We start from the raw sequence: 26399 nt of genomic DNA on the forward strand, positions 1-26399 counted from the left end.
GTCACAGACGATCGGCGTCGATGACGGCCCGGGCGAACGCCTCGGGCGCCTCCTGGGGCAGGTTGTGGCCGATCCCCTTCAGGGTCCGGTGGTCATAGGGGCCCGTGAACCGGTCCCGGTAGGAAGACCCGTCGCCCGGGGCCGTGAACGGGTCCCGCTCGGCGTCGAGCGTCACCGTCGGCACAGCGATGAACGGCCGGGCGGCGAGCCGCTTCTCGTACGGCTCGTACCGCCGCTCGCCCTCGGCGAGGCTCAGCCGCCAGCGGTAGTTGTGGATCACGATGGCGGCGTAGTCCGGGTTCTCGAAGGCGGCGGCCGTGCGCCCGAAGGTGGCGTCGTCGAAGTCCCAGGTCGGGGAGACGGTGTCCCAGACCAGCCGGGTGAGGTCGTGCCGCTTGTCCTGGTCCTCCATGGCGGCCCGGCCGCGCTCGGTGGCGAAGTAGAACTGGTACCACCAGGCGTGTTCGGCCGCGGGCGCCAGCGGCCGGAGGTTCGCCTCCCGGTCGACGACCAGGTAACCGCCGACCGACACCAGGGCCTTGCAGCGCTCGGGCCACAGCGCCGCGACGATACCGGCGGTCCTGGCCCCCCAGTCGAACCCGGCGAGCACCGCCTTCTCCAGCCCCAGCGCGTCCATCAGGGCGACGGTGTCGAGGGCGAGGGCGGACTGCTGCCCGTTGCGGAAGGTCCGGCCGGAGAGGAAACGGGTGGTGCCGTGGCCGCGCAGAAAGGGAACGATCACCCGGTACCCCTCGGCCGCCAGCAGGGGCGCGACCTCGGCGAAGCTGTGGATGTCGTACGGCCAGCCGTGCAGACAGACGACCGGCGGCCCGTGCGCCGGCCCCGCCTCGGCGTAACCGACCTCCAGCAGACCCGCCCTGACCTTCTTGAGCGGGGGGAACGCGCCGCGCCCGCGGGAGCCTCCGGCACCGCTCCGCCGTTCCGCCGCGGCCCACGCCGGTGCCGGCCCCGAAGTGACCGCGCCGCCTGCTCCGAGGCCGAGCGCCTTGCCGAACGTCCGCCGATCGATCATGTCGAGCCCTCCGTGCGTGCGAAGTGCCTGGGCCCGGGACAGCGGGCGTGCCGACGACTATGGCACGGCGCGCGTCACCGGTCAAACAGGTGACGCCATGCAACTCCGCGCGGTACGAGGAGGCTTGCTCGCCGACCGACCCCGACCTCGCCACCCGTCCCGCGCCTGAAGACGCGCACCCCGGGCGCGCTCGGGGGCGTGGGGGGCGCAGCCCCGCAGGGAACGGCGAAAGGAAGGAGCACGAACCCCCCTCAAACGAACACCCCTCACACCCCGCCCACGACCGGGTCCACCCGCGCGTGCGGATCGGCGCCCCGCAGGCAGTGCTCCTCCACCGCCCGCCACCGCGTGCTCCACGCCGTCCGCCGGGGAGCACGCCCTCGGACGGACCCGCCCTTACTCCGCCGACGGCTGCCGCACCTCCCCCGTCCCCAGCGTGATCACGGCCCGCGCCCGCATCGGCTCCTCCTCCCCGCGCCGGGAGAGCAGGGTGATCTCCTCGACCTCCGCCGACAGCGTCCCGAGCCGCGGCGTGAGCTCGGCGGCCAGGGCGCGCGGCCGCGTGGTGCGGCCGAGCGAGAGGTGCGGGACGAAGCGGTCGCCGCGACCGCCACAGAGCGGGAAGCGGGACGTCAGCTCCTCGTACAGCAGCTCCCAGGGGGCCCGGCCCGCGGCCGCCGGGTCGAGCCACACCGTGGCGTACCGCCGGTGCCGGAAGTACCGGACGCCCGCCGGCCGGGCCGGGAAGGCCGGGCACTCGGCCGCCGCGGCGGAGAGCGGCGGCAGGGCCCGGGGGAACTCCTCCTCGGGCACGAAGCCGAACAGCAGGTTCACATGCGGGGGCCACCGCCGCACCTGCGGGTCGTGCTCCCGGCGGATGTCCTGGATCACCGGCCACAACGCGCGCGGCGGCAGCCACGCCACAGCCGTCCGGGCCGTCGGCGCCACCCCGGGGAACAAGTCGCCGCCCACCCCTCCATGCTCCCCGCCGCACCGGCTCCGCACGAGTCGGACGGCCCCCGTCCGCCCGCCGCACAGCGCGTCCCACGTATCCCGGCTCACCTTTCCCGTCACGAACTCCCTTCCACCGGCGGCCTCGCAGCCTCTAGGGTGGCGGGTGCAGTCGGTTCGCCCCGTCCGCCAGGCGGGAGGCGTCGCAAGAGGGAACCCGGTGCGAATCCGGGACTGCCCCGCAGCGGTGAGCGGGAACGACCGCCGTCATACGCACTGGGCCCGGCGTACCGGGCCCGGGAAGCGACGGCCAGTAGGTGTCTCGTACGACACGAGGCGCGCCCGCGAGTCCGAAGACCTGCCCACTGCCCGCGTACGGCCCACCGTGCGCGGACATCCCGGTGACCTCGAGGGCGGGTCGGCGTACACACCAGGCGGACGGCCGCGCCGAGCCACGCGCGTCACCGCCCGGTCCGTCGTCCTTCGCGCCCCCGATCCGTGCCGGGATCCCAGGGAACGAGCTCGCGAAGGAGATCTCCGTGACCACCAAGCCCGCGGCCGCGGCAGCACGGGCCACCGTGTACGGCTACCCCCGTCAGGGGCGGAACCGGGAACTGAAGAAGGCCGTCGAGGGGTACTGGAAGGGCCGCGTCGACGCGGCCGGGCTCCGGTCCGTCGCCGCCGGTCTGCGCCGGGACACCTGGCGGGAGCTGACGCGGGCCGGCGTCCACGAGGTGCCGGCCGGCGACTTCTCGTACTACGACCACGTCCTCGACACCACCGTCATGGTCGGCGCGATCCCCGCCCGCCACCGCGCCGCGGTGGAAGCCGACGAACTGGCCGGCTACTTCGCCATGGCCCGCGGCACCCAGGACGTGGCGCCGCTGGAGATGACCAAGTGGTTCGACACCAACTACCACTACCTGGTGCCGGAGCTGGGGCCGGACACGGTCTTCGCCACCGACTCGTCCAAGTACACGGAGGAGGTCAAGGAGGCGCTGGCCCTGGGCCTGACCCCGCGGCCCGTCCTGGTCGGTCCCGTCACCTACCTCCTGCTGGCCAAGCCCGCGCCCGGCGTCGCACCGGACTTCGACCCGCTGACCCTGCTCGACCGGCTGCTGCCCGTCTACGCCGAGGTCCTGTCCGACCTGCGCGCGGCGGGCGCCGAGTGGGTGCAGCTCGACGAGCCGGCCCTCGTCCAGGACCGTACGCCCGCGCAACTCGGCGCGGCCGCGCGGGCGTACCGCGACCTCGGTACCGCCACCGACCGGCCGAAGCTGCTGGTGGCCTCCTACTTCGACCGGCTCGGCGAGGCCCTCCCGGTCCTGGCCAAAGCCCCGGTGGAGGGGCTCGCCCTGGACTTCACCGGGCCCGCCGCCGCCAACCTGGACGCGCTGGCCGCCGTGGGCGGGCTGCCCGGCAAGCGGCTGGTCGCGGGTGTCGTCGACGGGCGCAACATCTGGGTCGCCGACCTGGAGAAGTCGCTGACCACCCTCGGCACCCTGCTGGGGCTCGCCGAGCGGGTCGACGTGGCGGCCTCCTGCTCGCTGCTCCACGTCCCGCTCGACGCCACCGCCGAACGCGACGTCGACCCCCAGATCCTGCGCTGGCTCGCGTTCGCGCAGCAGAAGGCGGACGAGGTCGCCACCCTCGCCCGGGGCCTGACCCACGGCACCGGCGCCATCGCCGCCCGATTGGCCGCCAACCGCGCCGACCTGGCCTCCCGGGCCGCCTCTCCGATCACCCACGACCCGGCGGTCCGGGCCCGGGCCGCCGCCGTCACCGCGGCCGACAGCCGCCGCACCGGCCCTTACCCCGAGCGGGCCGCCGCCCAGCGCGCCCGGCTCCGACTGCCGCTGCTGCCGACCACGACCATCGGATCCTTCCCGCAGACCGACGAACTCCGCGCCGTCCGGGCCGGTCTGCGGGCCGGACGGCTCGACGCGGCCGGCTACGAACAGCGCGTCGAGGCGGAGATCCGGGAGGTGATCGCCTTCCAGGAGAAGGCGGGCCTGGACGTCCTCGTGCACGGCGAGCCCGAACGCGACGACATGGTCCAGTACTTCGCCGAGCGGCTGACCGGCTACCTCGCCACCCGGCACGGCTGGGTGCAGTCGTACGGCACCCGCTACGTCCGCCCGCCGATCCTGGCCGGCGACGTCTCGCGCCCGGAACCGATGACGGTGCGCTGGACGACGTACGCCCGGTCCCTCACCGAGCGTCCCGTCAAGGGCATGCTCACCGGTCCGGTCACCATGCTCGCCTGGTCGTTCGTCCGCGACGACCAGCCGCTCGCCGAGACGGCCCGGCAGGTGGCCCTCGCCCTGCGCGACGAGGTCGGCGACCTGGAGGCGGCCGGTACACCGGTCGTCCAGGTCGACGAGCCCGCGCTGCGGGAGACCCTGCCGCTGCGCGCCGCGGACCGCCCGGCCTACCTGGAGTGGGCCACCGAGGCGTTCCGGCTCACCACCGGTGGCGTGCGGCCGGACACCCAGATCCACACGCACATGTGCTACGCCGAGTTCGGGGACATCGTCCGGGCCATCGACGACCTCGACGCCGACGTCATCAGCCTGGAGGCGGCCCGCTCGCACATGCAGGCCGCCCGCGACCTGGCCGCCCACGGCTACCCGCGCGAGGCCGGTCCGGGCGTGTACGACATCCACTCCCCGCGCGTACCGGGCGCGGAGGAGGCGGCCGACCTGCTGCGCACCGGCCTGAAGGCGATCCCCGCGGAACGGCTGTGGGTCAACCCCGACTGCGGCCTGAAGACCCGCGGCTGGCCGGAGACCCGGACCTCGCTGGAGAACCTGGTGGCCGCCGCCCGGACCGTCCGCGCCGAGCTGTCCGGGACCTGACGGGCCCGGGCCGTGGCCGCTCCCCTCCCCCCGTCCGCCGGCGCGCGCGGGCGGGGGCGGGCAGGCGGAGGCACCGGCGCGCCGACGCACCCGGCTCCCTGTCGGATGCGTCGGCGGCACGGACGGCACCGTACGTCACACAGCTCCGTCGCCCTTCCCGGAGCGGTCCTGTATCGCGCGAATGATCCCGGAGAAGTCCTCCCCCGCTCCCCGGCCCTCGGCGAACGCGGCGTACAACTCGGCCGCGCGCAGCCCGAGGACGGCGTCCACGCCGCCGGCGCGGATGGCGTCGGCGGCGAGTCCGAGGTCCTTGGCCATCAGCGGGGCGGCGAAGCCGGGCCGGTAGTCGTGGTTGGCGGGGCTGGCCGGGACGGGGCCGGGCACAGGGCAGTTGACGGTCAGGGCCCAGCACTGGCCGGAGGAGGTGGAGGCCACGTCGAACAGGGCCTCCCGGGAGAGGCCGAGGCTCTCGCCGAGGACGAAGGCCTCGCTGACGGCGATCATCGAGATGCCGAGGATCATGTTGTTGCAGATCTTGGCGGCCTGCCCGGCCCCGGCGGGCCCGCAGTGCACGGATCTGCGCCCCATCGCGGCCAGCACCGGTTCGGCGGCCGCGAACTCCGCCGCGTCGCCGCCGGCCATGAAGGTCAGCGTGGCGGCCTCGGCGCCGAACACCCCGCCCGAGACGGGCGCGTCCAGGGGCCGGTGCCCCGCCTCGCGCACCACCTCGTGGGCGGTCCGCGCGTCAGCCACGTCGATCGTCGAACAGTCCACAAACAGGGTGCCGGGCCGCGCGGCGGACAGCAGCCCCTCGTCCTTGTAGAGGCCGAGGACGTCCCGTCCCGCCGGCAGCATCGTGAAGACGACGTCCGCCTCGGCCACCGCCTCGGCGGCCGACGCGGCCGGCCGGACCCCCTTCGCGCCGGCGGCCCGAACGGCCTCCGGCAGCAGATCGAAACCGGTCACCCGATGTCCCGCCTTCACGAGGTTGGCGGCCATCGGTCCGCCCATGTTGCCCAGGCCGACGAAGCCGACGGCCTTGCCTTCCGTGGCGGTCGGCGCGTTCGTCGTCGGGTTGGCGGGGGTCGCAGTCACCAGGGCACCTCCTGTAGTGGAGCGTCGCCGGGGGCGGGAACGGCCCCCGGGTCGCCGAGCGGGGCGAAGCAGCGGCCGACGACGTCCTCGGCGGAGCCGTCGGCGAACGTGGGGGCACGGCGGGCGTCCGGCACGGAGGCCGGTTCTCGCCGACGGGCCGGGGATGGACGCCCGCTGTCGGGGCAAGGCCGGGGGCCGGCCCGGGGCCGGGGGCCGGAAGCCGGGGGCCGGCGTGGGCGGGGGCGGGGCGTGGCGGGAGACGCGGGCCTTCCGGTTCGGCTCCCGCCCGTTGGGCGGCGGCCCGGCATCCCGGCTCCCGGATCACCACGCGCCTGCCGCCTTCCCGGCGTCGCGTCGCCGCTCCGCCAGTGACGTTCCCCCGGTCGGCGACCGCCAGGTCCGGACGGCCTGTCGCCGTTGCCCACGCGCCTTTGGCCACGGCGGGACGTACCGGATTTCCGCCAACGTGCCTGCACCACGGGCTTGTCGGCCCTGACCATATAGTTGGGCGTCCTGCCGAGTCCAGGGTCGTCCCGGGCGGGAAATCGGCCCGCGCACGCCCGCGTGCACCTGCCCGCGTGCGCTCCCCGATGCGCCGTCACCTCAACCGGTGTGCTCCGTGTGCCGTGGCGGGGTAGGGAGGGAGGGAAGTGTTTCCTCCACTCGCCCGGCCGTCCCCGGCCGGCCCCCACCGCCTCCGGCGTCATCCCCCGCCGACCGGACCAAGGAGCCCCAGAACGTGAAGAACGCGTTGCGCACTCTGCTCGTTCCGCTGGCCGTGACGGCCGTCGCCGCACTGCCGGCCGCCGCCCCGGCCCACGCCGCCGACGGGTACGACCGCTGCCCGGCCGGCTACTACTGCATGTTCTCCGGCCTCGACGGCACCGGCGACATGATCACGCTGCGCAGGAGCACCCCGGACCTCGCGGCCCTCGGCATGAACGACCGGGCCAAGTCGGACTGGAACCGGACGGCTTCCACCATCTACCTCTGGTCCGACGCGAACTACAGCGGCTGTACGACCGTGACCTCCGCCGGTCCGACCGGCAAGGGCAACTTCTTCCCCTCCTACCAGGACTTCTTCAGTTCGGTGCAGTTCGACGGCCCGGGCGGCCCGAGCTGCGGCACCCCGCCAGGCGAGAGCCGCTGACCGCGCGGGAGGACGACGGCCCGGGAACAGCCGGCCCGGGAACCGGGAACATGGGGCCCGGGCCGGCGGAGTGCGCCGCTCCCCACTCGACTCGCCCTCTGACAACCATGGAGGGGCGGCCGCGCCTCCTCGGACAGGGCCTGCAGCGCTGTGCCCGCCGTCTCACACCGGGGGCGCGCCCTCATCCTCCGCCCGCCGGTTCTCACGCGGGACGCCCAGACACCCGTCGTCGGTCGGCCGGCGGCGCAAGCCGAAAGGCACCCCGAGCGCGTCGGACTCCTGCCGCGCCCATCCGACGCCCGGCCCCGCCCCGGCACCAACCGACCGCCGCCGCGCGGGCGCGGGGCGTGCCCGCCATGCGTGCCACCGGCGGCGGTGCCGGTACGGCCTCCGTCGGGCCCGGCGGTGTACGCCCTACGCCGCCAGCCGGTCGACCGCGGCCTTGGCCTCCTTCAGGCCCTCCCCCGTGAGCTGCCGGTACGCCTTGATCGCCGTCAACTTCTGCCCTCGGCGCGCGAGATCGGCGATCCGGTCGAGCTCCGGGCCGTTCTCGCTGATTCCCAAGTGGTTCAGCATCAGGTCGACCTTGCGCTCCAGCCGGGACATCCTGCGGTTGACCCGGTCGAGCCGGCTGCCGAGATCCCAGGCCAGCACTCCCACGAGCGGGATGAGCAAGGGCCACCATGTCGTGTCCATGGCCGCAGCCTAGGGGATGCCGGGACGGCGCCGACGCGCCGTCGTGGGCAGCGTGTGGGGGACGGCGGAACCGGGGAAAGCCCGTCCTGGGACAGGGCCGGGTTTTCTCTCCCGCGGGTCAGGACGTGCTTTTCCTCGAGTCAGGCGGCGTCGATGCTGATGTCGTCCACGTAGAACCGGCACGAGGAGTCGGTCTTGGACTCCTTGGTGCCGCCGGAGGCGTTGTTCTGCCACGGACCGTAGTACGTGAAACCCAGGTAGCACTTGACCTTGGCCCGCCAGGAGACGTTCATGGTGCCGGTGCAGCTCAGTGCCCCGTTCCACTGCGCGTCCGCGGTGGCGAGGCAGTCCAGGCTGCCGTAACGGAACCGGTCGCCCGGCTTGACGGCCGACGCGGGCGGCGCCAGGAGCACCGTGACCGCGGCGACCGCGGCCCCGACGCAGGCGATCCTGCGAGTGGTGCGTCCGACGGCACGGCCGGCGAACCACCGTCCCTTGTCCGCGACTCCTCGACGCTCGGTGCTCTCGTGGGCTGAGGTTCTCCTCGACGCGTGGAACAGGCGACCGCTCATGTGATCTCCTGGAGCTTTCTACGGCCCTGGGGCCTGTGGCCGGGATTCTCCGGGATCCTTCCCGCGCTGCCGCCGCCTGACGCCTGACCCGCCCGCCCACGTCCGCCGGGACCGCTCGCCCGGCGGGCGCGGGACCGGCCTACCGGCCGCCAGGCCGTCAGGCCTTCCGGAGACGGCCGATGATGCCGTTGAGGTCGTCGCCGAAGAAATCCTTGCGGAAGTAGTGGCCGCCCTTGTCCTCGTGGGCCTCGTACGGGATGCCCGCACGGTCCAGGAGGCCGCGGAACTCCCGCTGACCGGCGAGGACCTGGGTCTCGTTGGCCCGGTCGAAGAGGTTGACCGGGTCGGGGCTGGTGCCCGCGACCATGAAGATGCGCTTGTTGCGATAGCTCTCGACGCGCTCGACGGGGTTGTCGGCGCTGACCCTGGCCTGGTCCCAGAAAGGCGCCCCGTACACGGTGCCGCCGCCCAGGTCCAGGGCGGAGGTGACGTTGGCCCAGTGGACGACGAGACCGCCGTCGCGGCGCAGGCTGGCCGGGCCGGAGTAGGAGCTGACCGAGGCGAAGTGACCGTAGTACTTGGCCGTGTACTTCAGCGCGCCGAAGCCGCCCATCGAGAAACCGCCGACGGCCCGGCCGTCGTACTCGGCGAAGGTGCGGAAGTTGGCGTCGATCCACGGGATGAGCTGGTTGATGTGGAAGTTCTCCCAGTTGCGCGGGCCGACGGTGGAACTCACCGGGTTCGAGTACCAGCCCGTACGGCCGCCGTCGGGCATCACGACGATGATCGGCTTGCCGGCGGTCAGTTCGCGGATGCCGGCACGGTCGAACTCGATGAAGTCGCCCCCGCCGCCGTGCAGCATGTACAGGACCGGGTAGGTGCGGCCGCTGGTGTGATAGTCGTCGGGCAGCAGGACGTTGACGGCCGGTTTCCAGCCGATCTCGGCGGTCTGGAAGCGGTAGTACCGCATACGGGGGTCGTTCTCGCCGCGTTCCACGACGCGGAGCCCGAAGCCGTCTCCCACGGCATGGGCCGCCGAAGCCCCGGCGAGAAGGCCCCCGCCGGCCACCGCCAGCCCCGCGGAGAGGCCGCCTACGGCCTTCAGAACGCCTCGGCGCGTGGGACGGTACTCGCTCAAGATGACCTCCTGGGTGAAGTGAGGGTGAAATCCCCGGCCGGTGGTGGCCCGGTTCCGCGTCCGACGGGGGGAGGGAACGAGGACCACGCGCCGGCCCGCACGGTAACCAGGGGTCGATGAGGACGGACATCCGGAAGGTTCCGGAGTGACGGCGGGGGCGGGCCGCCGGTAGGACTTCCGGTGGTGCCCTTGGGGAGGGATGCGGGAGGGATGCGCAGGTGGGGGTGGGGTGGGAACCGGGGCAGGCTGCGGGCTGCTGACTGCGGGTGGGCGGGATCGCGCGGAGGCGCGCATGCGCGGCCTGCGAGACGGTGGCCACGGGCCGGGCCCGTCGGCTCCGTCAGGCCCATTGCGTCGGATCGGGCCGGTAAGACCCGTTGCGTCGGATCGAGCGGGTCGGAGCGGTGCGGCAGACCGGGCCGATGCGGCAGCCGCGCCGGGCCGGTCGAGACCGCGCGTCAGATCGGGCCGGCGCGGCGGGCCGGCGCGTCAGACTGGAACGGTCGCGTCAAGGTCGGGCCGACTGTGCGGGGTTCGCTCCGGTCGGAGGGGAGCGGGTCGAACCGCCGGTACGGGAGTCCGGGCCGCCGGACGCGTTCGGCCCGGCCGCCATCGGGCACGGCCCGGAGACGTCCGGTCGACCCAAGGATGCCCTGATCAGGCCAGAGACATCCGGGTCGACCCGAAGACATCCGGATCGATCCGAAGACGTCCGAGTCGGCCCGGCGAAGGCGCCCCGCTCGCCCCGCCGGAGGCATCCGGCCCGCCCCGGCGGCCTCCGGGGCCCCGCCGGCATCGTGACGGTTCGCCGGAGGCCGCCGCCTTCGGCTCACCCCGTCGGCGTGGGGCGCGGGCACGCCGGAATGGCCGGACGGTCCTTGGTGCGCACGGCGGGGAGCCAGGCGCCGCCCGGGCGGGAGTCGTCGGGCAGGTGGACGCGGAACCAGAGGGAGGACCAGGTGCCGGTCTCGTCCACGATGGGCACGCCCTTGGCCAGTTGGCAGTCGGCGGCGAGGACGTCGCCGTGCCACACGCGGGTGGGGACGACGTTGTCGATGGTGTAGGGCCGCAGGGGGTCGATCGCCAGCCCGAGGCTGCAGTCCCGGGCGTGGTCGGTGCGGTCGCGGCAGTGCCGCTCCACGTTGAACACCCGGATCCGGCCGCCCGTCGGCCCGGGCCGGGCCTCGGCGGCGGTGCCCGCCGACGTCGCCGCGGTCGAGCCCGTCGCCTCGCGGGACGGTCCCGACCCGCCCCGGAGCATGCCTCCGGCGTACGCCCAACTGGCCGCCACCACCGCGCACACCGAGGCGGCCAGGGCCGCCGCGGCCCGGACACGTCTGCGCCGGTCCGGACGCACCGGGCGGGGGGACGGCGCCGCGCCGGCCGCGCCGTCGGCGAGCTCCCCGGTGGGCGCCTCGTCCGGCGCCTCGTCCGACTCCCTGGCCCGTTCCCCGGCCGGCCGGCCGCCGATGCGGGCCAGCAGCGCGTCGGCGGTGTGGGCCGCGCGCACGGCGTGTGTCGGGGCGAGGCAGTCGGTGATCAGTTCCCGCCAGAACGGCGGTACGGCGGGGTCGATGCGCAGCGGGGTCCGTCCCTCCGCGTACTCCTGCGCGGCCGCGGCGCGTGACACCGGTGTGGCGCCGGGAAACGGCGTGGCCCCGGACGCGAACACCTGGTGGATTAGGATGCCGAGGGCCCACACGTCGGCGCTGGGCCGGACCCGTACACCGTGTTCGCCGAGGGGGGCCTTCCAGCGCTCGGGCGGCAGGTAGTCGAAGGTGCCCATGGGGGGCGCGTAGCCGTGGGTGCCCTGGGTGGCGGTCAGTTCGGTGGCGAGCCCGAAGTCGGAGAGCCGGACCGAACCGTCCGGCATCAGCAGGACGTTGTCCGGTTTGAGGTCGCCGTGCACCCAGCCGCTGCGGTGCAGGTGGGCCAGGCCCTCGCAGATCTCGGTGACGAGCCGGGCCCCCTCGCTCCGCGGGACGCCGGCCGCGAGGCGGTCGCGCAGGCTGCCCGCCGCGCGTTCCATGACCAGGACGATGGCGCCGTCCAGGTACGGGTCGCCGGGCCGGCTGAGCACGAAGGAGTCGAGCAGGCGGATCAGCCGGGGATGGCGGGCGCGCGAGCCGAGTTCGACCTCGCGGCGGGCGGCCTCGGCCACGCCGCGTGCCTGGCGGGGGGCCAGCCCCTCGGTCGAGAGGATCTTGAGCGCGACCTCGGCCGCCGCGCCGGACGGACGCGCGTCCTCGCCGGACGGACGCGTATGCGGACCGTCACCGGACGGGCGCGGGTGCGGACCATCGCCGGACGGACGCGGGTGCGGACCATCGCCGGACAGACGCGCATGGGGACCATCGCCGGACGGACGCGCCGCTTCACCGGACGGACACGCGTCCCCGCCCGGTCCCGCGCCCTCGGCCACCGGCCGGCCCGCGTACACCGTCGCCCAGCCGCCCGCCCCGATCGGCGCGACGATCTCCCAGGCGCCGACGCGATGGCCGGGAGCGAGCTCTTCCATGCCGTCACCTCCGCTCGTGGGTCCGGGCCGTGCGCCGCGCGCCCCGGCGGGCGGGCGGGCCGCCGCCTCTCATCCGGCGGTCCGCGGCGCCGCTCTGCCCGGATTCGTCCTGGGGGGCAGCAGCGCCAGGTGCTCCTCCCGTACGAGACCGAACCGCAGCGCGACCCCGACGATCGCCTCCCGTTTGCCGTTCCGGCGGGCCGCCCGGCCGGCGTCGCCCCCGGCCGGCGCGTCGACGCGGATCTTCTCCTCGGCCAGGTAGTCGATGTGCGAGCTGACGGCCCGGGCCGTCAGCCGGTCGCAGGCGGGGTGGTTCCTGAGCCGCTCGACGATCTGCGGGGTCGTGGGGACCGCGACGGGCGACTCGTCGCGCAGCCGCGGCTCGCACAGGGCGACGAGGACGAGGAAGTAGGTGGCGGTCTCGTCCAGGGAGTACGCGGTGACCGTCCGGGTCCCCCACGGCCCGCCCGCGGCGTCGTGGTCGAGGTAGACGTGGTCGGGCGCGAACACCTGGAAGGCGGCCCCGCCCTCGCGGCGGGTGGGCAGCACGACCCGCGCGAACTCGAACGGAATGGGCACCCCGACCCGGCGCGGCGGCACCCTCAGGTACTCACCCGCCCCTTCCGGGTTCTCCACCAGGTAGCTCTGGGCGGTGCTGAAGTTGCTGAGCTGCCAGTGGTCGTCGGTGACCCGGATCTCGCCCGCGAGCCGGGAGACCGCCTCGTCGACGAGGCGCAGCTCGACGGGTACCGTCGCCGACCCCCGGCCGAACCTGGCCACTTCCCCCGGCCCGAGCCGTAAGGTCACGCCGCCGCCCGCCCGGACGTCGCTCGGCGCACCGCCGTCGTGGCTCGCCTCCCCCGCGTCACCGTTCCCCGGCGGCAGATGGATCACTATCCCGCTCACGGACCTCTCCTCACCCCCTCGGCGACACTTCGCAGCCGAATATATCCATGAGGTCAGGGAGAAGCTCCGGGTCGGCGGAGCCCGAGGTGCGTCGTCCGTCACGGTGTGAAGCGGGCACCGGCCATCCGCGGCGTCCCGCCGACGGGAACGGGCCTCGGTGAGAAAGGTCTCAGTAGGCCGGGCTGCCCGGCCGGACGGGCGCGACCGTCCGGTCGCCGAAGGCCGCCCACGGCCGCCAGACCCCGTTCGGCCCCGCCTGGACGCGGAGCAGCGGCCGGCCCTCGCGGGTGACGGCGAAGACGTGGATCCGGCCGGCCGCGTCGGCCACCGCCGTGGGAGTGCCGGCGAACCGGACGCCGGAGGCCTCGAAGCCGCCCTCGGCCTCCCACGTGCCGCCGGGCGCGGCCTGCCGGCGGCTGGTGAGCGGCTCTCCGCCGGGCGGCACGGCGAACGCGGTGAGCCGGCCCGCGGCGTCGGGGACGAGCGCGGGGGCCGCGTCCGTCCAGCCGAACAGCGGCCGCCATTCGTCCCAGCCGCCGCTCGGCACCGTCTGCCGCCGGTGGAAGGTGGCCAGGCCGGACGGGGCGACGGCGAGGACGGTGAGCCGGCCGCTGCCGTCCCGTGCCACCCGCGGCGCGGTGCCGGCCGCGGTGCCGAAGCGGTCCCATCGTGCCCAGGTGCCGTTCGGCGCCTCCTGCCACCGGTGGAGGACGCCGGCTCCGCCGGGCGCGAGGACGAACACCTCCAGCCGGCCGTCGGCGTTGGCCGCGACGACGGGCGGCGCGCCCGCGGGCCCGCCGAAACCGGGGTCCCACTCGTCCCACGCCGCCGCCCCGGGCGACCGCTGGCGGCGCCGGGCGATGGCGGCGCCGCCCGGGGCGAGCGCGAAGACCTCCAGCCGGCCGTCGGCGGCACGGGCCACCGCCGGAGCGGCGCCCGCCGGGCCGCCGAACCTCTCCCAGCCCTCCCAACTGCCGTCCGGGCGCTGGGCGCGGTGGTCGAGCGCGGCGCCGCCGGGGGCCAGGGAGAACACCTCCAGCCGGCCGTCGGCGTCACGGCCGAGGGTGGGCACGGCTCCGGCCGGCCCGCCGAACGGCTCCCACGGCGACCAGGCGTCGCTCCCCGGGCCGAGCTGGGTGCGCCGCAGCAGCGAACGGTCGTCCGCGTCCTGGGCGAAGACGTTCAGGCGACCGTCGACGTCCAGGCCGACGGCCGGGTTGTCCGGGCTCTGCCAGGGCGGTGGGGTGTCCCGCCAGTCCAACGGGGCCACGTGGAGCCCCTGGTGGAACCAGCCCGCGGCGGTGGCATACCACTGCCCTCCGGCGGTGACCACCTCCACGGCGTGCCCGGGCACATGGCCCGCGTAGCCGTCGAGGCCGAAGCGGAAGGGGTCCCGTGAGGCGAGCACGTCGGTGCCGTCGTAACCGTTGCGCGGACCGGTGAACAGGTAGTACCAGCCGTCCCGTTCGACGACGAACGGGGACTCGGTGACCGACACGGTCGCGGTGGTGCTCTCGTCGGTGAAGGCGGTGCCCGGCTCGCTCCAGCGCAGCAGGTCGTCGGAGCTCCGGAACGCGACCACGTGCCGGCCGTCGGGGCCGGACACCTCGGTGTAGTACATCACCCACCGGCCGCCGATCCGCACCACCATCGGGTCGCGCGCCGCGATCCCCCGGAAGAGGGGGCCGGACGGGACGCGGGTCCAGGTGAACAGGTCGGTGGAGGTGGCGAGGTTGATCGCGGCACCGGCACGGCCGCCCGCGGCGTAGAACATCCAGTACCGGCCGCCGGCCGCGACGACGTGCGGCGCCCACAGGTGTTCCTCCCCGAAGTAGGCGGGGTCGACGGTCAGCGCGTCGGCGTGCGCGGTCCAGGGACCGCGGGGGTGCGGCGCGGACGCGTGGGCGAAGGAGATTTCGGCCGCGCTGTCGGGGGACCGGCCGGGCGGCGCGCTGACGCCCACGATGCCGAAGAGGTGCCAGCGGCCTCCCGCCTCGATCAGCGTGTGGTCGTTGAGATAACGCCGCTCACCCGGGCGCGACGGGTCGTGGACGAGGGTGAAGGGCCCCGCGCCGGCCCACCGGTGCGGCGGGACGGGGGCGGGCGGGGTGGTGGTCGTGGGGCCCGGTGCGGGCGCGGCGGCGGCCGGGGTGGCACGAGCTCCGAACAGCGCGAGCGCGCCCGCGGCGGTGGAGCTTCGGAGCAGTCGGCGTCTGCTGATCGGATGCATGAGGTCTGTCTCCGGGAGAGGCGGGAGAGGGCGGGAGGTGTGGTGAGGGAGGCGGGAGGAGACGGGCCCCGGGGCTCCTTCCTCCCCGGCCGGCCGCGGGTGTCGCGTCAGGTGACCGGCGGTCCGGAGGTGCTGTTCACCCAGGACCAGTCCGACCAGGTGCTGAAGCCGGTCTGCCACCGGTGGTGGACCCCGGCCCCGCTGGTCCTGAAGACCTCGACGCGGCCGTCGGCGTTGGCCGCGGCCCCGACCCCGGTGCCGCCGGGGCCGAACGAATCCCAGTCACCGTAGGCGGCGTTGAGGCCCTGTTGCCAGATGTGCATGGCGGTGTCGCGGTTGACGGCGAAGACCTCCACCCGCCCGTCGGCGGTGCGGTCGCTGGTGAGTTCGCTGTCGGCGGGGCCCCGGGTGGCTTCCCAGCCGGACCAGCCGTCGCGGCCGGTCTGGTACCGGTGGAACACCCCGGCGGGACCGGACGCGAACACTTCGAGACGCCCGTCCGCGTTGTGGTCGACGGTCACGTCGTGACCGCCCTCGCCGAACTCCTCCCACGCGGACCAGCCGCCGTTGACCGCCGTCTGGTACTGGTGGCGGAAGGTGCTCCCGTTCAGCGCGAAGACCTCCAGCCGGCCGTCCGGCGCCTTCTCCATCTTCACCCGGCTGCCGGCCGGGCCGCCGCCCGTGGACTCCCAGCCCGACCAGCCGCTGTTGGGCGCCTGCTGGTAACGGTGGAACACCCCCTCCGGGCCCGAGGCGAAGACCTCGATCCGGCCGTCGGCGTTGACGCCCGCGGCGACGGTGCCGCCGCCGGTGCCGAAGTCCTCCCAGTCCGACCAGGCGCCGCTGGGGCTGAGCTGGTAACGGTGTCGGAAGACGTTGCCGTTGACGGCGAAGGCCTCCAGGCGTCCGTCCGCGTTCGGCGCGATCGCGAGCTGCGCGTTGCCGGGACCGCCCGGCCGCTCCCACTCCGACCAGTTGCCGTTCACCTGCGACTGCCAGGCGTGGTGCACCCCGTCCGCCCCGGCCGCGAACACCTCCAGCCGGCCGTCGGCGGACCGCGCGGACACCACCCGCCCCGACTCCAGCGGGTACACCGGCGGCGTGGGCCGGGGCCGCTGCCCCGGCGTGCAGGGCACGGTCACACCGCGGGCCGCGAGGTACGGGAGGGGGTCGATGCCGTGGCTCATGCCGGTGTCGCGCCGCACCCGGAGGTGGAGGTGGGGCCCGGAGGCCTCCCCTTCGGCCCCCATGAGCGCGATGCGCTGGCCCGCGGTCACCCGCTCCCCCACCGCGACGTCCCGCTGGTACATGTGCCCGTACTCGGTCACGGTCCCGTCGGGATGGAGGATGCGGATCCACTGGCCGTACCCCTGGGCGGGCCCGGAGTTGATCACTTCGCCGTCGCCGACGGCGTAGATGGGAGTGCCGCGGCCGTTGGCGATGTCGATGCCGTCGTGGTCGCGGGCCCCTCCGTACGGGTCGGAGATGAAGCCCGCCGCCGGGCAGGAGGCGGCGAATCCCGCGGCGGGGGCGGCGGCGGCCGGCGAGGCGGCCACCAGTGGGGGCAGGACGGCGACCGTCACCGCCAGAACGAGGCGCAGCGCGCGTCGGCGCAGACCCTGGACCATGGCGCGTTCCTCACCAATCGGGCTTGTGGGACCGGTTGCTTGCGCGGTCACGCCATGAGCCCGGTGCGTCGGGTGACGTACGAGGGCAGGGAACGCGGACGACGTGCTCATGGGAACCGGCGGGGGAACGGTAACCACGGCCGACCGGCCGGGACATCCGGAACGCTACGGACTGACAGACCCCGTCCGGATCGGATACCGGGCGGGCGGCGGCGGTCGCCTGCCGGGGGCTCGCCGGACGCCCGAGCCGCCCGGCTTCTCCGGGGGCGGCCGGGGCGGGGGCGGCCCGGTCAAGGGGCGGCCCGGTCGGGGCGGCCGGGGGCGACGGTTGGCCGGGGCGGCGGTTGGCCCGGTCGGCGGGTAGGCCTCGACGGGGGGGGTAGGCCCGTCGGAGAGTGGGCCCGTCGGGGGCGGCAGCCCGGTCAAGGGCAACCCGATCAGGAAGACGGCCCGGTCAGGAAGACGGCCCGGTCAGGCCCGCCCAGGCCCACGCGAGCCCGATCAGGCCAGCGCGGGCCGGATCAGGAGCAGCCGCCAACCCTGGGCGGCCGCCCGTTCTCCGGCCTCCGGCCGGTGCCTCGTCACAGTCCCAGGTAGAACCGCACCGTGGTGCCCTCGTCGCCGGTGTGCAGCCGTACGAGGTCGGACACGTAGTGGACGAGCATCAGCCCCCGCCCGCCGAGCTGCCCGGGCTCCGGCGGCCTGCGGCCGGCGAGGGGATCGGTCAGCCGTCCGGCGTCGCGGACCTCGCACACGATCTGCCCGTCCTCGGACCAGATGGCCAGGGTCCCCCGGCCGCCGCCGTGGATCACGCTGTTGGTCGTGAGCTCGGCGACGGCCAGCTCCGCGTCCATCAGCCGCGGGCCTGCCAGCCCGCACCGCGCCGCCTCGGCGACGGCGAACGTCCGGACGGCGGACAGTTCCTCGGCGCCGAAGGAGAAGACCGCGGCGTGCGGCACGGCCGGCAGCGCCTCGTTGTACCGGGCGACGACCGCCTCCCAGTCGTAGGCGGCGCTGAACTCGGTACGGCCGCCGGTGATGACGGTGGGGTGGGTGACCCGCGCGTCGGCCAGGACGTCCTCGTCCAGCCGCGCCTCGTCGTAGGGGCACAGGATCGTCACCGCCCGGCCCGCGAACGCCGCGTTGATCAGCGCCTCGTGCTGCGCGCACGCCGGGTACTCGACCGCGCTGCGGCCCGCCCAGATCGGCTCGCCGATGATCCGCACCCGTCCGGTGGGATGGGCGTCGGCGAACCCCCGCAGGACCCGGGGGATGATCCGGCCCGGGTTGCGCCCGGCCTCGGTCATGTCCAGGAACAGCATGCCGTCGCCGTCCGCGCCCAGCCCCGTCCTGATCAGTTCCAGGTTGGGGCCGGGGACGGCGACCGCCACCGGTTCGCCCGCGGCCAGTCCCTCGCGTACGAAGGAGAGCGTCTGCTCGGTGTACTCCTCCTCGGTCCGGTAGAACAGCGCCGGGTGCTCGAACTCCTCGTCGACGACCGCCGTGCTCATCGCGGTACCACCTCGATCCGCCGCAATCCCGGCCAGAACATCTCCAGCACCCGCGGCACGTGGGGTGGCGGGTGCTCCACCACGATCCTCCCGGCGGGCAGGCGCAGGGCCGTGACCGCGAGCGCCGTCACCCCGCCCACGTCGAGGAACTCGGCCCCCGACAGTTCCACGTACGACACGTCCCCGTGCCGCCGGGCCAGCTCGGTCAGGGCCGCTTCCCAGGACGGGCGGGTGATCACGCTGATCTCGCCTCTGGCGCGTATCCCTGGACGGCCGGGCAACGGGCCCACCTCCAACGCGGCCCGCGCGGGCCCCTCCGGGCCGTCGGCCCCGCCCACCGCGTGTGGGGTCTCCACCCTCGGTCTCCTCACGACGTCCGCCGGCCACCTGCCGTCCCCCGGCTTCGACACGGCGCGGGCGGAGGGGAAGGTCCCCTCGCCACGAAGTCTACGCAGTGGCCCACCGGGCGTGACCTCCGCCCCGGAGCCGGACGTGGGTGAAGGCGCGGAAGCGAGCGCGCACCGGCCGGCGGAGGACGGCCCACACCACCCGTCATACGATCACCTGGCCCCCATCGCCCCCACCACTCCCCCCACCCCTGCCGTCCCCAGAGGAGCGCCCTCCCGGTGAACGCTGTCGTCCCCCCGCCCCGCGCCGTCGGCGGCCCGCTGCCGGTGGAGTGCCTGTCCCGCGTCGAGGACGGCGAGAGACTGCACGCCCTGCTGTGGCGTGCGGGCCCCGGGTGGCGGATGGTCAGCAGCGCGGTGCTCGGCGGCGGCATCGGCGAGCGTGCCTGGGTCCTCAACGCCCAGGTTGCGCACGGCTACCGGCGCACCGACCCGGACCGGCACCTCACCGCCCTGGCCGCCGGGGCGGGCGTGCGCGGGCCCGGCGTCGGGCTGATCACGGCCGCCGACGTCCGGGCCCACGGCCACGCGCGCGACGGCGGCGCCGAGGCGTTCGCCACCGCGGGGCTCGGCGTACGGGGCTGGGCCGCCTCGCCCGCCGACGGCACGAGCGCCGTCCCCCGGCCCGGCACCGTCAACATCGTCCTCGCCGTCCCGGCCCCGCTGACCGACGCGGCACTGGTCAACGCCGTGGCCACGGCCACCGAGGCCAAGGTGCAGGCCCTGCTCGACGCCGGCTTCGACTGCTCCGGCACCCCCACCGACGCGGTCTGCGTCGCCGCACGCGTCCCGAGCCCCGGTGAGGAGCCCCACGCCTTCGCCGGCCCCCGCTCCCTGTGGGGCTCCCGCCTCGCCCGAGCCGTCCACACCGCCGTCCGGAGCGCGGCGGGGGCGGCGCACTGACGCGTCGGCCCCGCGCGGTACCCGCCGCTGGCTCCGGGCGGACGCCGTCCTCCGCGGCGCCTCACCGACGGCACCGACGTGCGACCGCTCGGGTGTGCGACAGCGGGTTCCCCCGCGGGCGCCGCGCAGCCGGGTAGTCATCCGGAAGGAACGGGCTGTGGGAGGTGTCGCATGGCGGTGGCGCAGGTGGTGTGGGAGGAGGACGGCGCGCGGGTGCGGGTGGTGCTCGCGCCCCGCTACTGTCCGTTCGACTCGCCCGCGCATCCCGATGCCGGGCGGATGACGGAGCGGGGAGGGCGCTGGCTCAACGGTTTCGGGCTGGGCCGGCGCGAGCCCGAGCGGTCGCGGATGCTCAACAACGATTGCGGCGAGTTCTACGGGCGCATCATGCCCCGGGCGCCGGCCGGGCGACTGCAGTTGGCGGTGGACTGGTGCACGCTGATGTTCGCCTTCGACGACGCCCACTGTGACGAGGGCGCGGCCAGTACGCGCCCGGGTGACTTCGCGACGGTGGCCTCACGGGTCCTGCGGGTGCTGCAGGTGCCGCACGCGGTGATGGGCCCGCCCGGGGACGCCCTGCTGGCCGCCGTGCGCGATCTGGCCGAGCGCGGCCGTGCCCGGAGTACCGACGTGCAGTGGGCGCGGGTGATCGAGGATCACCGGGGTTGGTTCCACGCCGTGCTGTGGGAGTTCGCGTGCCGGGCCGGGTGCCGGACGCCCGCGCTGAACGACTACGCGCACATGCGGCAGCACACCGCCGCGGGCCCGGTCACACTCGACTGGGCGGAGATCGTCGACGGCGCGGAGATCCCGGAGCGGGAGGCGGCCTCCCCTGCCGTACGGGCTTTGCGCGAGCTGGCGTTCACCACGGCGGCCTTCGACGACGACCTGTTCTCCTACGGCAAGGAGCGGTGGCTGGCCGCGCGCAGCGCGCACGCCACCGGCTGCCTGCTGAACCTGGTGGACATCCTGGCCCAGGAGCGGGGACTGCCGGTACACCAGGCGCTGGAGGCCGCCGCGGCGCTGACCAACCGTCTCACGGCCCGGTTCGCGCACCTGCGCGAGCAGGTCCTGCCCACGGCGAGCGGGCCGCTGCGGCGGCATCTCGGGCACCTGTCGACCTTGCTCAGGGGCAACGTGGAGTGGGGCCTGCGCGCCGGGCGTTACAGCGACCCGGACGGCCGCCACCCGGGGGCCGTGGTCACCACCGGGTCCTTCACCGGCACCGCCCCGCCCACCGGGCCTCCCGGCATCGCGTCCCTGTCCTGGCTGTGGGAGATCCCCGGATTCGACTGACCGGGCGGACGGCACGGCCCTCGCGAGCTGGGCGGCGCCCTTCCTTCACCGGGTACGACCCTCAGCGGGCACGCCCCTCCGCGGGCAGGCCCCTCCGCGGACACGTCCTTCAGCGGGCACGCGGTGTGAGGGTGAGGCCGACGGGCCGGTCGGGGGGCAGGGCCACGGCCAGGCGGGGCCGGGGATCACCGAGCACGCGCACGTCGTACCGGCTCGATACGGCGGCCAGTACGAGCGTCGCCTCCAGGGTGAAGAAGGCCTGGCCCACGCACTGGTGGGCGCCGTCGCCGAACGGCAGGTAGGCCAGCGGGTGGCGTTCCCGTACGGCGCTCCTCTCGAACCGGCCGGGTTCGAAGCGCAGCGGATCGGGCCAGAAGGCGTCCAGCCGGTGCGTCAGGTACGGGGAGACGACGAGGGTCGTGCCGGCCGGCACCGGGACCCGGCCGAGCCGGTCGTCCTGTCGGGCGACCCGGGGCACCGCCCAGGCCATGGAGTACAGCCGCATCACCTCGGCCAGCACCCGCTGCGTGTACACCAGGCGCCGCGCGTGCTCGGCCCTCGGCGGCCCGCCGGCCAGCACCTCGTCGGCCTCCCGGCGGATGCGGGCCGCGACGTCCGGGTGGCGGGAGAGCACCACCCACGCCCAGGTGAGCGTGAGCGCGCTGGATTCCGAACCGGCCACGAACAGGGCCACGATGTCCTGCCGGACGTGTTCGTCGCCGAGCGGCCGCCCCTGGGCGTCCCGGGCCCGCAGCAAGGCGCTCATCAGGTCGGGGCCGTCGTACTCCGCGCGCCGGGCCCGCTCGATGACCGGCAGCAGGATGCCCTTGATGACGGCCGTCGCGCGGGCGAACGCCCGGTCCCCCGGCACGGGAACCCAGTGCGGGACGAACGGCATCGCCATCCGCCACAACAGCGAACCCAGCGCGCCGGCCACCTCCCCACCGAGCCGGTCGCACTGGGCGGCGCTGATGCGGGAGGCGAAGAAGACCGGGTTGATGACCCGGTGCACCAGGCGGGTCATCTCCGCCACCGCGTCCACCGGCCCGTGCTCCGCCCGGGCGGCCAACTCCGCCACCGCCCCTTCGACGGCATCGGCGATGGTCGCGCCCACCTGCTGCAAGTAGGTGCCGGACATCGCCTTGCGCAACGCGTCGCGGCTGGCCAGCCACCCCGGCCCCTCCCCCGCGATGCCCTGTCCGGTCAGCCGGCCCAGCGCGTTCCACATCGCGGTCCCGCGGACGTAGTTCTCCGCACCGTCGCGCAGCACGTGCCGCAGGTGCTCGGGGTGGGTGACCAGCAACGGCCGGAAAGGCCCCAGCCCCAGCCGCACCACCTCGCCCCGCGCCTGCCGGCTCGTCTCCTCCATCAGACCCAACGGACCGTTCGCCACCACCTGGGCCACCACTCGGTGCAGAGGCACGACGGGGAGACGCCCCTCAGTGGACGACACGAGCATCGAGCACCGCCTTCGCAGGTCGATCGCGGCCGGTTCGGGATACGGGACAGGGGTGGGGCGAGCGGCGCAGGGGTACGGGGAGCGAGGTACAGGGAACGTCCCGGCGCTTCCCCTTCGTCCTGATGCCTACCCGGCGGGGCGGCGGTCCAGCCCCGGCGGGAGGCCTGCCGCGAAGTGGGCACCGCCCGCGCACGGGCGTCGTGCGCGACCGTTCACGGCGGTTCGCGCCCGCTCCCGCGTCGCCACGGGCGGCCGCCGCCCCGCAGGCCCCTGACCACGGCGACAGCGTCCCGGAAGCCCGGCGGCACCCGACAAAGACGGTGCGGGGAATGTCGGGTGGGCGGGGCCGGGGGCGCCGCACGATGGGGGCATGGATGACAAGACCTTGGTATCCCGCTTCCTCAGTGACGGCTTCGTGAAGTTGGAAGGCGCCGTCGCGCCTCGGGTGGCCGCGGACTGCGCGCGGTTGCTGTGGCGGGAGACGGGCTGCGACCCGGACGACCCGTCGACGTGGACGCGGCCCGTGCACTGGGTGGCCGGCATGGGGCAGGGACCCTTCGCCGCCGCACCCAACTCACCCGAGCTGCACCACGCGTACGACCTGCTCGTCGGCCCGGGACGCTGGGAGCCGCGCTACTCACTGGGCACGTTCCCGCTGCGCTTCCCGCACGAGGAGGAGCCGGACGACGCGGGGTGGCACATCGAGGGCAGTTACATGCCGGAGGGCGAGAGCTGGTATTTCACCAATCTGCGCTCCCGGGGCCGGGCGTTGCTGATGCTGTTCCTCTTCAGCGAGGTGCGCGAGGAGGACGCCCCGACCCGGATCCGGGTCGGCTCGCACCTCGACGTGCCGAAGGTGCTGGAGAAGTACGGGGAGGACGGGGCCAGTGGGCTGGCCATCGCGCCCGAAGTGGTGGCGGCCTCCGACCACCGGCCGCTCGCCTTCGCCACCGGCTCCCCGGGCGACGTCTTCCTCTGTCACCCGTTCCTGGTGCACTCGGCACAGCCGCACCACGGGGTGCGCCCGCGCTTCATGACCCAGCCGCCGCTGCTGCCGGCCGCGCCGTACGAACTGGAACGGGCCGACGGCGCGTACTCGCCCGTGGAGATCGCGATCCGTCAGGGCCTCGGGCTGGACAGCGCGGTCACCGCCCTTCGTTGAGAAAGGCCCGGCCGGCACGGCATCCCCCTCGTGGGAAGGCGGAGGGGCATCTGCCACTCCGCCCGGTGCCGGGGCCCGGCCGTGCGCCCGCTGTGACGAACCGGGCCGTGCCCATCCTCGTCAGCCGTCGACCGTGATGACGATCTTTCCTTGGAGGTGGCCTTTTTCGCTGTGGCGTTGGGCGTCGGCGGTGCGGCTGAGGGGGTAGACGCTGTCGATCGGCATACGGAGCCGGCCGTCGTCGAGCAGGGGAAGCGCTTCGTCGAAGGCGGGCGCCAGGGGGCCGGGGGTGGCGGAGCAGCGGACGCCGTGGTCGGCGGCGGTGGGGTCGGCGATGGTCAGGACGGCGTCCGGAGTGCCGGTGAGGGTGAGGGAGTCGGGCAGGACGCCACGGCCGGAGGCGTCGAGGACGGCGTCGACGCCCTGGGGTGCGGTGGCACGGACACGGTCGACGAGGCCCTCGCCGTAGGTGACGGGAATCGCGCCGATCTGCCGCAGGAAGGGGTGGTTGCCCGGCCCGGCGGTGCCGATGACTGTGACACCGCGGGCGACGGCGAGTTGGGTGGCGGTCAGCCCGACGCCCCCGGCGGCGGCGTGGACGAGCAGGGTCTGCCCGGCGGTGACACCGAGTTCGTTCAGCGCGCGGTGGGCGGTCTCGACGGCGATGGGCAGGGCGGCGGCCTGCTCGAAGGTGAGCCGGTCGGGTTTGGCGATGAGGTCGTCGGCGTCGGCCAGATCGTGGGTGGCGGCGGCGCTGCGGAAGGCGGAACGGCCGAAGACGGCCTGCCCCGCCCGCCACCGGGTGACGCCCTCGCCGACGGCGTCGACGAGTCCGGACAGCTCGCTGCCGGTGCCGAGCGGCGAGGCCAGGGGCCGGCCGTCGCCGAAGAGACCCTTGCGGATCTTCCAGTCGATGCCGTTGACGCCGACGGCCCTGACGGCGACGCGTACCTGGCCGGGGCCCGGCTCGGGCAGCGGAATGTCCGTCAGGTGCAGGACGTCGGCGTCGCCGTAGTCGGAGAAACGAATCGCCTGAGGCATGGGGAGCTCCTTCATCGAGTGGGCAGGGTGGGCGAGCGGGCAGGGTGGTACGGGGGGCTGATGCCGGTGCTGGTGCTGGTGCTCTTGGTGCCTGCCCGGTGGACGGCCCCGTCCGGTCGGGCTGGGCGCGCTGTTCACCCGCCCGGCGTCCGGGCGCCCGGGGGGCGCGGCGTGACGTGACGTGACACACGACGGGCGCTGCACCGCGCGAGACGCGGTCCCGATGCAGCCGCCGCCACCTGTCGCATCGACGGGCGACGGGTCGACGGGTCGACGGGCTGAACCGGCCTGCGCGGTGTGACGCCCACAGCGCATTCCCCACGCTACTAGCTCCAGGAAAGTGGTTTCCTAGAGGAAAGCGCCGGTCGGGCGTCGCGACAGCGCCAGGACGCCGACGGGGTTCCCGAACGGTCGGGCCCGCCGACCCTCGCGGACCTCAAGCGCCGTCACCGCCCGCCGACCCGGCCACCGCCCGCCCGCCCGCCATGGCGACAGGCGGCCGCCCCCGCCTCTGCACCCTTCCCGGAGCCACTCTCATGCCCCGCCACCCCGAGCCAAGCCCCCGGCCCGCTCGCGACTCCGCCGGCCGGCCCAGCGAGGCCGTGGTCGCCTGCCCCGTCAGCCCGGTCGGCGACATCATCTTCAGCCGCTGGACCACTCCCATCCTGTGAACCCTCGGTCACCACGGCACCCTGCGTTTCAACGCCCTGCAACGCCTGATCCCCGAGATCACCCCGAAGATCCTCACCAGCCGTCTGCGGCAGCTCGAACGGGACGGCCTGATCACCCGCACGTACCACCCCGACATCCCCCCCACGCGTCGAGTACACGCTCACCGATCTCGGGCGCACCCTCACCCCCGTCTTCCAGGCCCTCACCGCCTGGGGCGAGGCTCACCTGGGCGGCGTCGAAGCCGCCCGCCGCGCCTACGACGCGGCACGCGCCGAGGAAGAAGCCTGGGCTGAAGGGTGAAGGCTCAAGCCTGAACCGGGGTGGGCGGGGGCGGGGCGCGCCGGCCCCCGTTTCCCACCGCTCCGACCTGCCGTTTCACGTCCACTGCCGAGCACTTTCCTCAGGGAAACCACTCTTCGCGGGCCATTAGCGTGGAAGTCCGTGCCCTGCCCTCCGGCTCCTGCGGCCCCTGCGGCCCGTGCGGCCCGTGCGGCCCGTGCGGCCCGTGGCAAACGACCCGCGCCCCCATCGCGCCGACCATCCCCCACCGGCACAAACTGAGCATTATCCGGTCAGACCACGCACGAAAGAGGTCCTCGGCCATGACCATCAACCTCGTCACCGAGAGCGACGGTGACCTCCTCGACATGGGATCGACCCGGGTTCGCATCCTGGAGGACGGCTCCCGCACGAACAAGCGCCTCGGGATCGCCGAGCTCTGGCTCGCCCCCGGCTTCTCCGGCCCGCCGCAGCACCTGCACCGCGAGCACGAGGAGACCTTCTTCGTCCTCTCCGGCACCGTCGACTTCACCTCCGGTCGCGACACCCACCGCGTCGGACCCGGCCAACTGGTCACCGCCCCCATCGGCACCCCGCACACCTTCGGCAACCCCGATGCCGACCAGGACGCGAGCATCCTGTTCACCTCCACCCCCGACCTGTACATCGAGTACTTCCGCGACCTCCAGCGCCTCAAGCCCGGCCCCGACGGCCTCGACCCCGCCGACATCGCCGAGGTGATGAGCAAGTACGCCACCGAGACCTGGCAGCCCTGAGCCCGGCCCCGACCGGAAGCCGTCGGGCACGGCCGCGCGGTGAGGTCCGCGAGCAGTTGAACACCGCGCCCACGTCCGTTCCGGGATGCCACTCCAGCAAGGTGCGCGGGTTCCAGAA

The 26399-nt window shown here is 74.6% G+C and carries 22 protein-coding genes, 1 pseudogene and 1 riboswitch; of the genes and pseudogenes, 8 read left to right on the forward strand and 15 right to left on the reverse strand.

Annotation, left to right across the window (positions count from 1 at the left end):
• Position 1: 1 nt before the first annotated feature.
• Positions 2 to 1033: an alpha/beta fold hydrolase gene (locus tag ACZ6X9_RS08730; protein ID WP_469777215.1), complete on the reverse strand. Its 1032-nt coding sequence runs from the start codon at positions 1031 to 1033 to the stop codon at positions 2 to 4.
• A gap of 396 nt (positions 1034 to 1429) precedes the next feature.
• Complete coding sequence (locus ACZ6X9_RS08735; RefSeq protein ID WP_469777216.1) at positions 1430 to 2005, reverse strand: 2'-5' RNA ligase family protein; 576 nt, start codon at positions 2003 to 2005, stop codon at positions 1430 to 1432.
• 135 nt (positions 2006 to 2140) lie between these two features.
• Positions 2141 to 2364: riboswitch (cobalamin riboswitch) on the forward strand.
• A 159-nt stretch (positions 2365 to 2523) separates the two neighbouring features.
• Between ACZ6X9_RS08735 and metE the strand changes: the two genes are divergently transcribed.
• Positions 2524 to 4842: a 5-methyltetrahydropteroyltriglutamate--homocysteine S-methyltransferase gene (gene metE / locus ACZ6X9_RS08740; protein WP_469777217.1), complete on the forward strand. Its 2319-nt coding sequence runs from the start codon at positions 2524 to 2526 to the stop codon at positions 4840 to 4842.
• 135 nt (positions 4843 to 4977) lie between these two features.
• On the opposite strand, the gene mmsB is transcribed toward metE, so the two are convergent.
• Positions 4978 to 5937, reverse strand: a complete 960-nt coding sequence (mmsB, locus tag ACZ6X9_RS08745) for a 3-hydroxyisobutyrate dehydrogenase (RefSeq protein ID WP_469777218.1) — start codon at positions 5935 to 5937, stop codon at positions 4978 to 4980.
• Positions 5934 to 6071 (reverse strand): hypothetical protein, encoded by a 138-nt coding sequence (locus tag ACZ6X9_RS08750; protein WP_469777219.1) that lies wholly within the window; start codon positions 6069 to 6071, stop codon positions 5934 to 5936. The genes mmsB and ACZ6X9_RS08750 overlap by 4 nt, the downstream gene beginning before the upstream one ends.
• 605 nt (positions 6072 to 6676) lie before the next feature.
• Between ACZ6X9_RS08750 and ACZ6X9_RS08755 the strand changes: the two genes are divergently transcribed.
• Entirely contained in the window at positions 6677 to 7087 is a 411-nt protein-coding gene (locus ACZ6X9_RS08755) for a peptidase inhibitor family I36 protein (protein WP_469777220.1), read from the forward strand.
• Between the two features lie 414 nt (positions 7088 to 7501).
• On the opposite strand, the gene ACZ6X9_RS08760 is transcribed toward ACZ6X9_RS08755, so the two are convergent.
• The 9 genes from ACZ6X9_RS08760 to ACZ6X9_RS08800 all read right to left on the reverse strand — a co-directional run bounded on the left by ACZ6X9_RS08760 (position 7502) and on the right by ACZ6X9_RS08800 (position 18642).
• Positions 7502 to 7783, reverse strand: coding sequence for a ribosomal protein L7/L12 (locus ACZ6X9_RS08760; RefSeq protein ID WP_469777221.1), 282 nt, complete (start codon positions 7781 to 7783; stop codon positions 7502 to 7504).
• Between the two features lie 140 nt (positions 7784 to 7923).
• Positions 7924 to 8355: a hypothetical protein gene (locus tag ACZ6X9_RS08765; protein ID WP_469777222.1), complete on the reverse strand. Its 432-nt coding sequence runs from the start codon at positions 8353 to 8355 to the stop codon at positions 7924 to 7926.
• Positions 8356 to 8512: 157 nt separating this feature from the next.
• On the reverse strand, positions 8513 to 9493 hold the full coding sequence (locus ACZ6X9_RS08770) for an alpha/beta hydrolase (RefSeq protein ID WP_469777223.1): 981 nt from the start codon (positions 9491 to 9493) through the stop codon (positions 8513 to 8515).
• A gap of 829 nt (positions 9494 to 10322) precedes the next feature.
• Positions 10323 to 12011: a serine/threonine-protein kinase gene (locus ACZ6X9_RS08775; protein WP_469777224.1), complete on the reverse strand. Its 1689-nt coding sequence runs from the start codon at positions 12009 to 12011 to the stop codon at positions 10323 to 10325.
• 69 nt (positions 12012 to 12080) lie between these two features.
• Entirely contained in the window at positions 12081 to 12917 is an 837-nt protein-coding gene (locus tag ACZ6X9_RS08780) for a serine/threonine protein kinase (protein WP_469777225.1), read from the reverse strand.
• 169 nt (positions 12918 to 13086) lie between these two features.
• Positions 13087 to 15147 (reverse strand): DUF8189 domain-containing protein, encoded by a 2061-nt coding sequence (locus ACZ6X9_RS08785; RefSeq protein WP_469777226.1) that lies wholly within the window; start codon positions 15145 to 15147, stop codon positions 13087 to 13089.
• A 107-nt stretch (positions 15148 to 15254) separates the two neighbouring features.
• Complete coding sequence (locus ACZ6X9_RS08790; protein ID WP_469777227.1) at positions 15255 to 16775, reverse strand: DUF8189 domain-containing protein; 1521 nt, start codon at positions 16773 to 16775, stop codon at positions 15255 to 15257.
• 581 nt (positions 16776 to 17356) lie between these two features.
• Complete coding sequence (locus tag ACZ6X9_RS08795) at positions 17357 to 18286, reverse strand: anti-sigma factor RsbA family regulatory protein (protein ID WP_469777228.1); 930 nt, start codon at positions 18284 to 18286, stop codon at positions 17357 to 17359.
• Positions 18283 to 18642, reverse strand: coding sequence for an STAS domain-containing protein (locus ACZ6X9_RS08800; protein WP_469777229.1), 360 nt, complete (start codon positions 18640 to 18642; stop codon positions 18283 to 18285). The genes ACZ6X9_RS08795 and ACZ6X9_RS08800 overlap by 4 nt, the downstream gene beginning before the upstream one ends.
• Before the next feature lie 270 nt (positions 18643 to 18912).
• Here ACZ6X9_RS08800 and ACZ6X9_RS08805 point away from each other — a divergent pair, with 270 nt between their 5' ends.
• A complete protein-coding gene (locus ACZ6X9_RS08805; RefSeq protein WP_469777230.1) occupies positions 18913 to 19596 on the forward strand; it encodes an adenosylcobinamide amidohydrolase in 684 nt (227 codons plus the stop codon).
• A 171-nt stretch (positions 19597 to 19767) separates the two neighbouring features.
• Entirely contained in the window at positions 19768 to 20892 is a 1125-nt protein-coding gene (locus ACZ6X9_RS08810; protein WP_469777231.1) for a terpene synthase family protein, read from the forward strand.
• 109 nt (positions 20893 to 21001) lie between these two features.
• On the opposite strand, the gene ACZ6X9_RS08815 is transcribed toward ACZ6X9_RS08810, so the two are convergent.
• Positions 21002 to 22315: a cytochrome P450 gene (locus ACZ6X9_RS08815; RefSeq protein WP_469777232.1), complete on the reverse strand. Its 1314-nt coding sequence runs from the start codon at positions 22313 to 22315 to the stop codon at positions 21002 to 21004.
• Between the two features lie 406 nt (positions 22316 to 22721).
• Between ACZ6X9_RS08815 and ACZ6X9_RS08820 the strand changes: the two genes are divergently transcribed.
• Positions 22722 to 23513 (forward strand): phytanoyl-CoA dioxygenase family protein, encoded by a 792-nt coding sequence (locus ACZ6X9_RS08820; protein WP_469777233.1) that lies wholly within the window; start codon positions 22722 to 22724, stop codon positions 23511 to 23513.
• Between the two features lie 120 nt (positions 23514 to 23633).
• Here the strand turns inward: ACZ6X9_RS08820 and ACZ6X9_RS08825 are convergent, their stop codons facing one another.
• Complete coding sequence (locus ACZ6X9_RS08825) at positions 23634 to 24554, reverse strand: NADP-dependent oxidoreductase (protein ID WP_469777234.1); 921 nt, start codon at positions 24552 to 24554, stop codon at positions 23634 to 23636.
• 536 nt (positions 24555 to 25090) lie between these two features.
• On the opposite strand from ACZ6X9_RS08825, the gene ACZ6X9_RS08830 reads away from it, so the two are divergent.
• From ACZ6X9_RS08830 to ACZ6X9_RS08840, 3 genes and pseudogenes are all read left to right on the forward strand, one after another.
• Positions 25091 to 25225: a hypothetical protein gene (locus ACZ6X9_RS08830; protein WP_469777235.1), complete on the forward strand. Its 135-nt coding sequence runs from the start codon at positions 25091 to 25093 to the stop codon at positions 25223 to 25225.
• Positions 25226 to 25397: 172 nt separating this feature from the next.
• Positions 25398 to 25526, forward strand: a pseudogene (locus tag ACZ6X9_RS08835) (winged helix-turn-helix transcriptional regulator); the annotation flags it as partial.
• Between the two features lie 302 nt (positions 25527 to 25828).
• Entirely contained in the window at positions 25829 to 26281 is a 453-nt protein-coding gene (locus tag ACZ6X9_RS08840; RefSeq protein WP_469777236.1) for a cupin domain-containing protein, read from the forward strand.
• Positions 26282 to 26399 lie beyond the last annotated feature (118 nt).

The sequence above is a fragment of the Streptomyces sp. NPDC052910 genome (assembly GCF_055585605.1).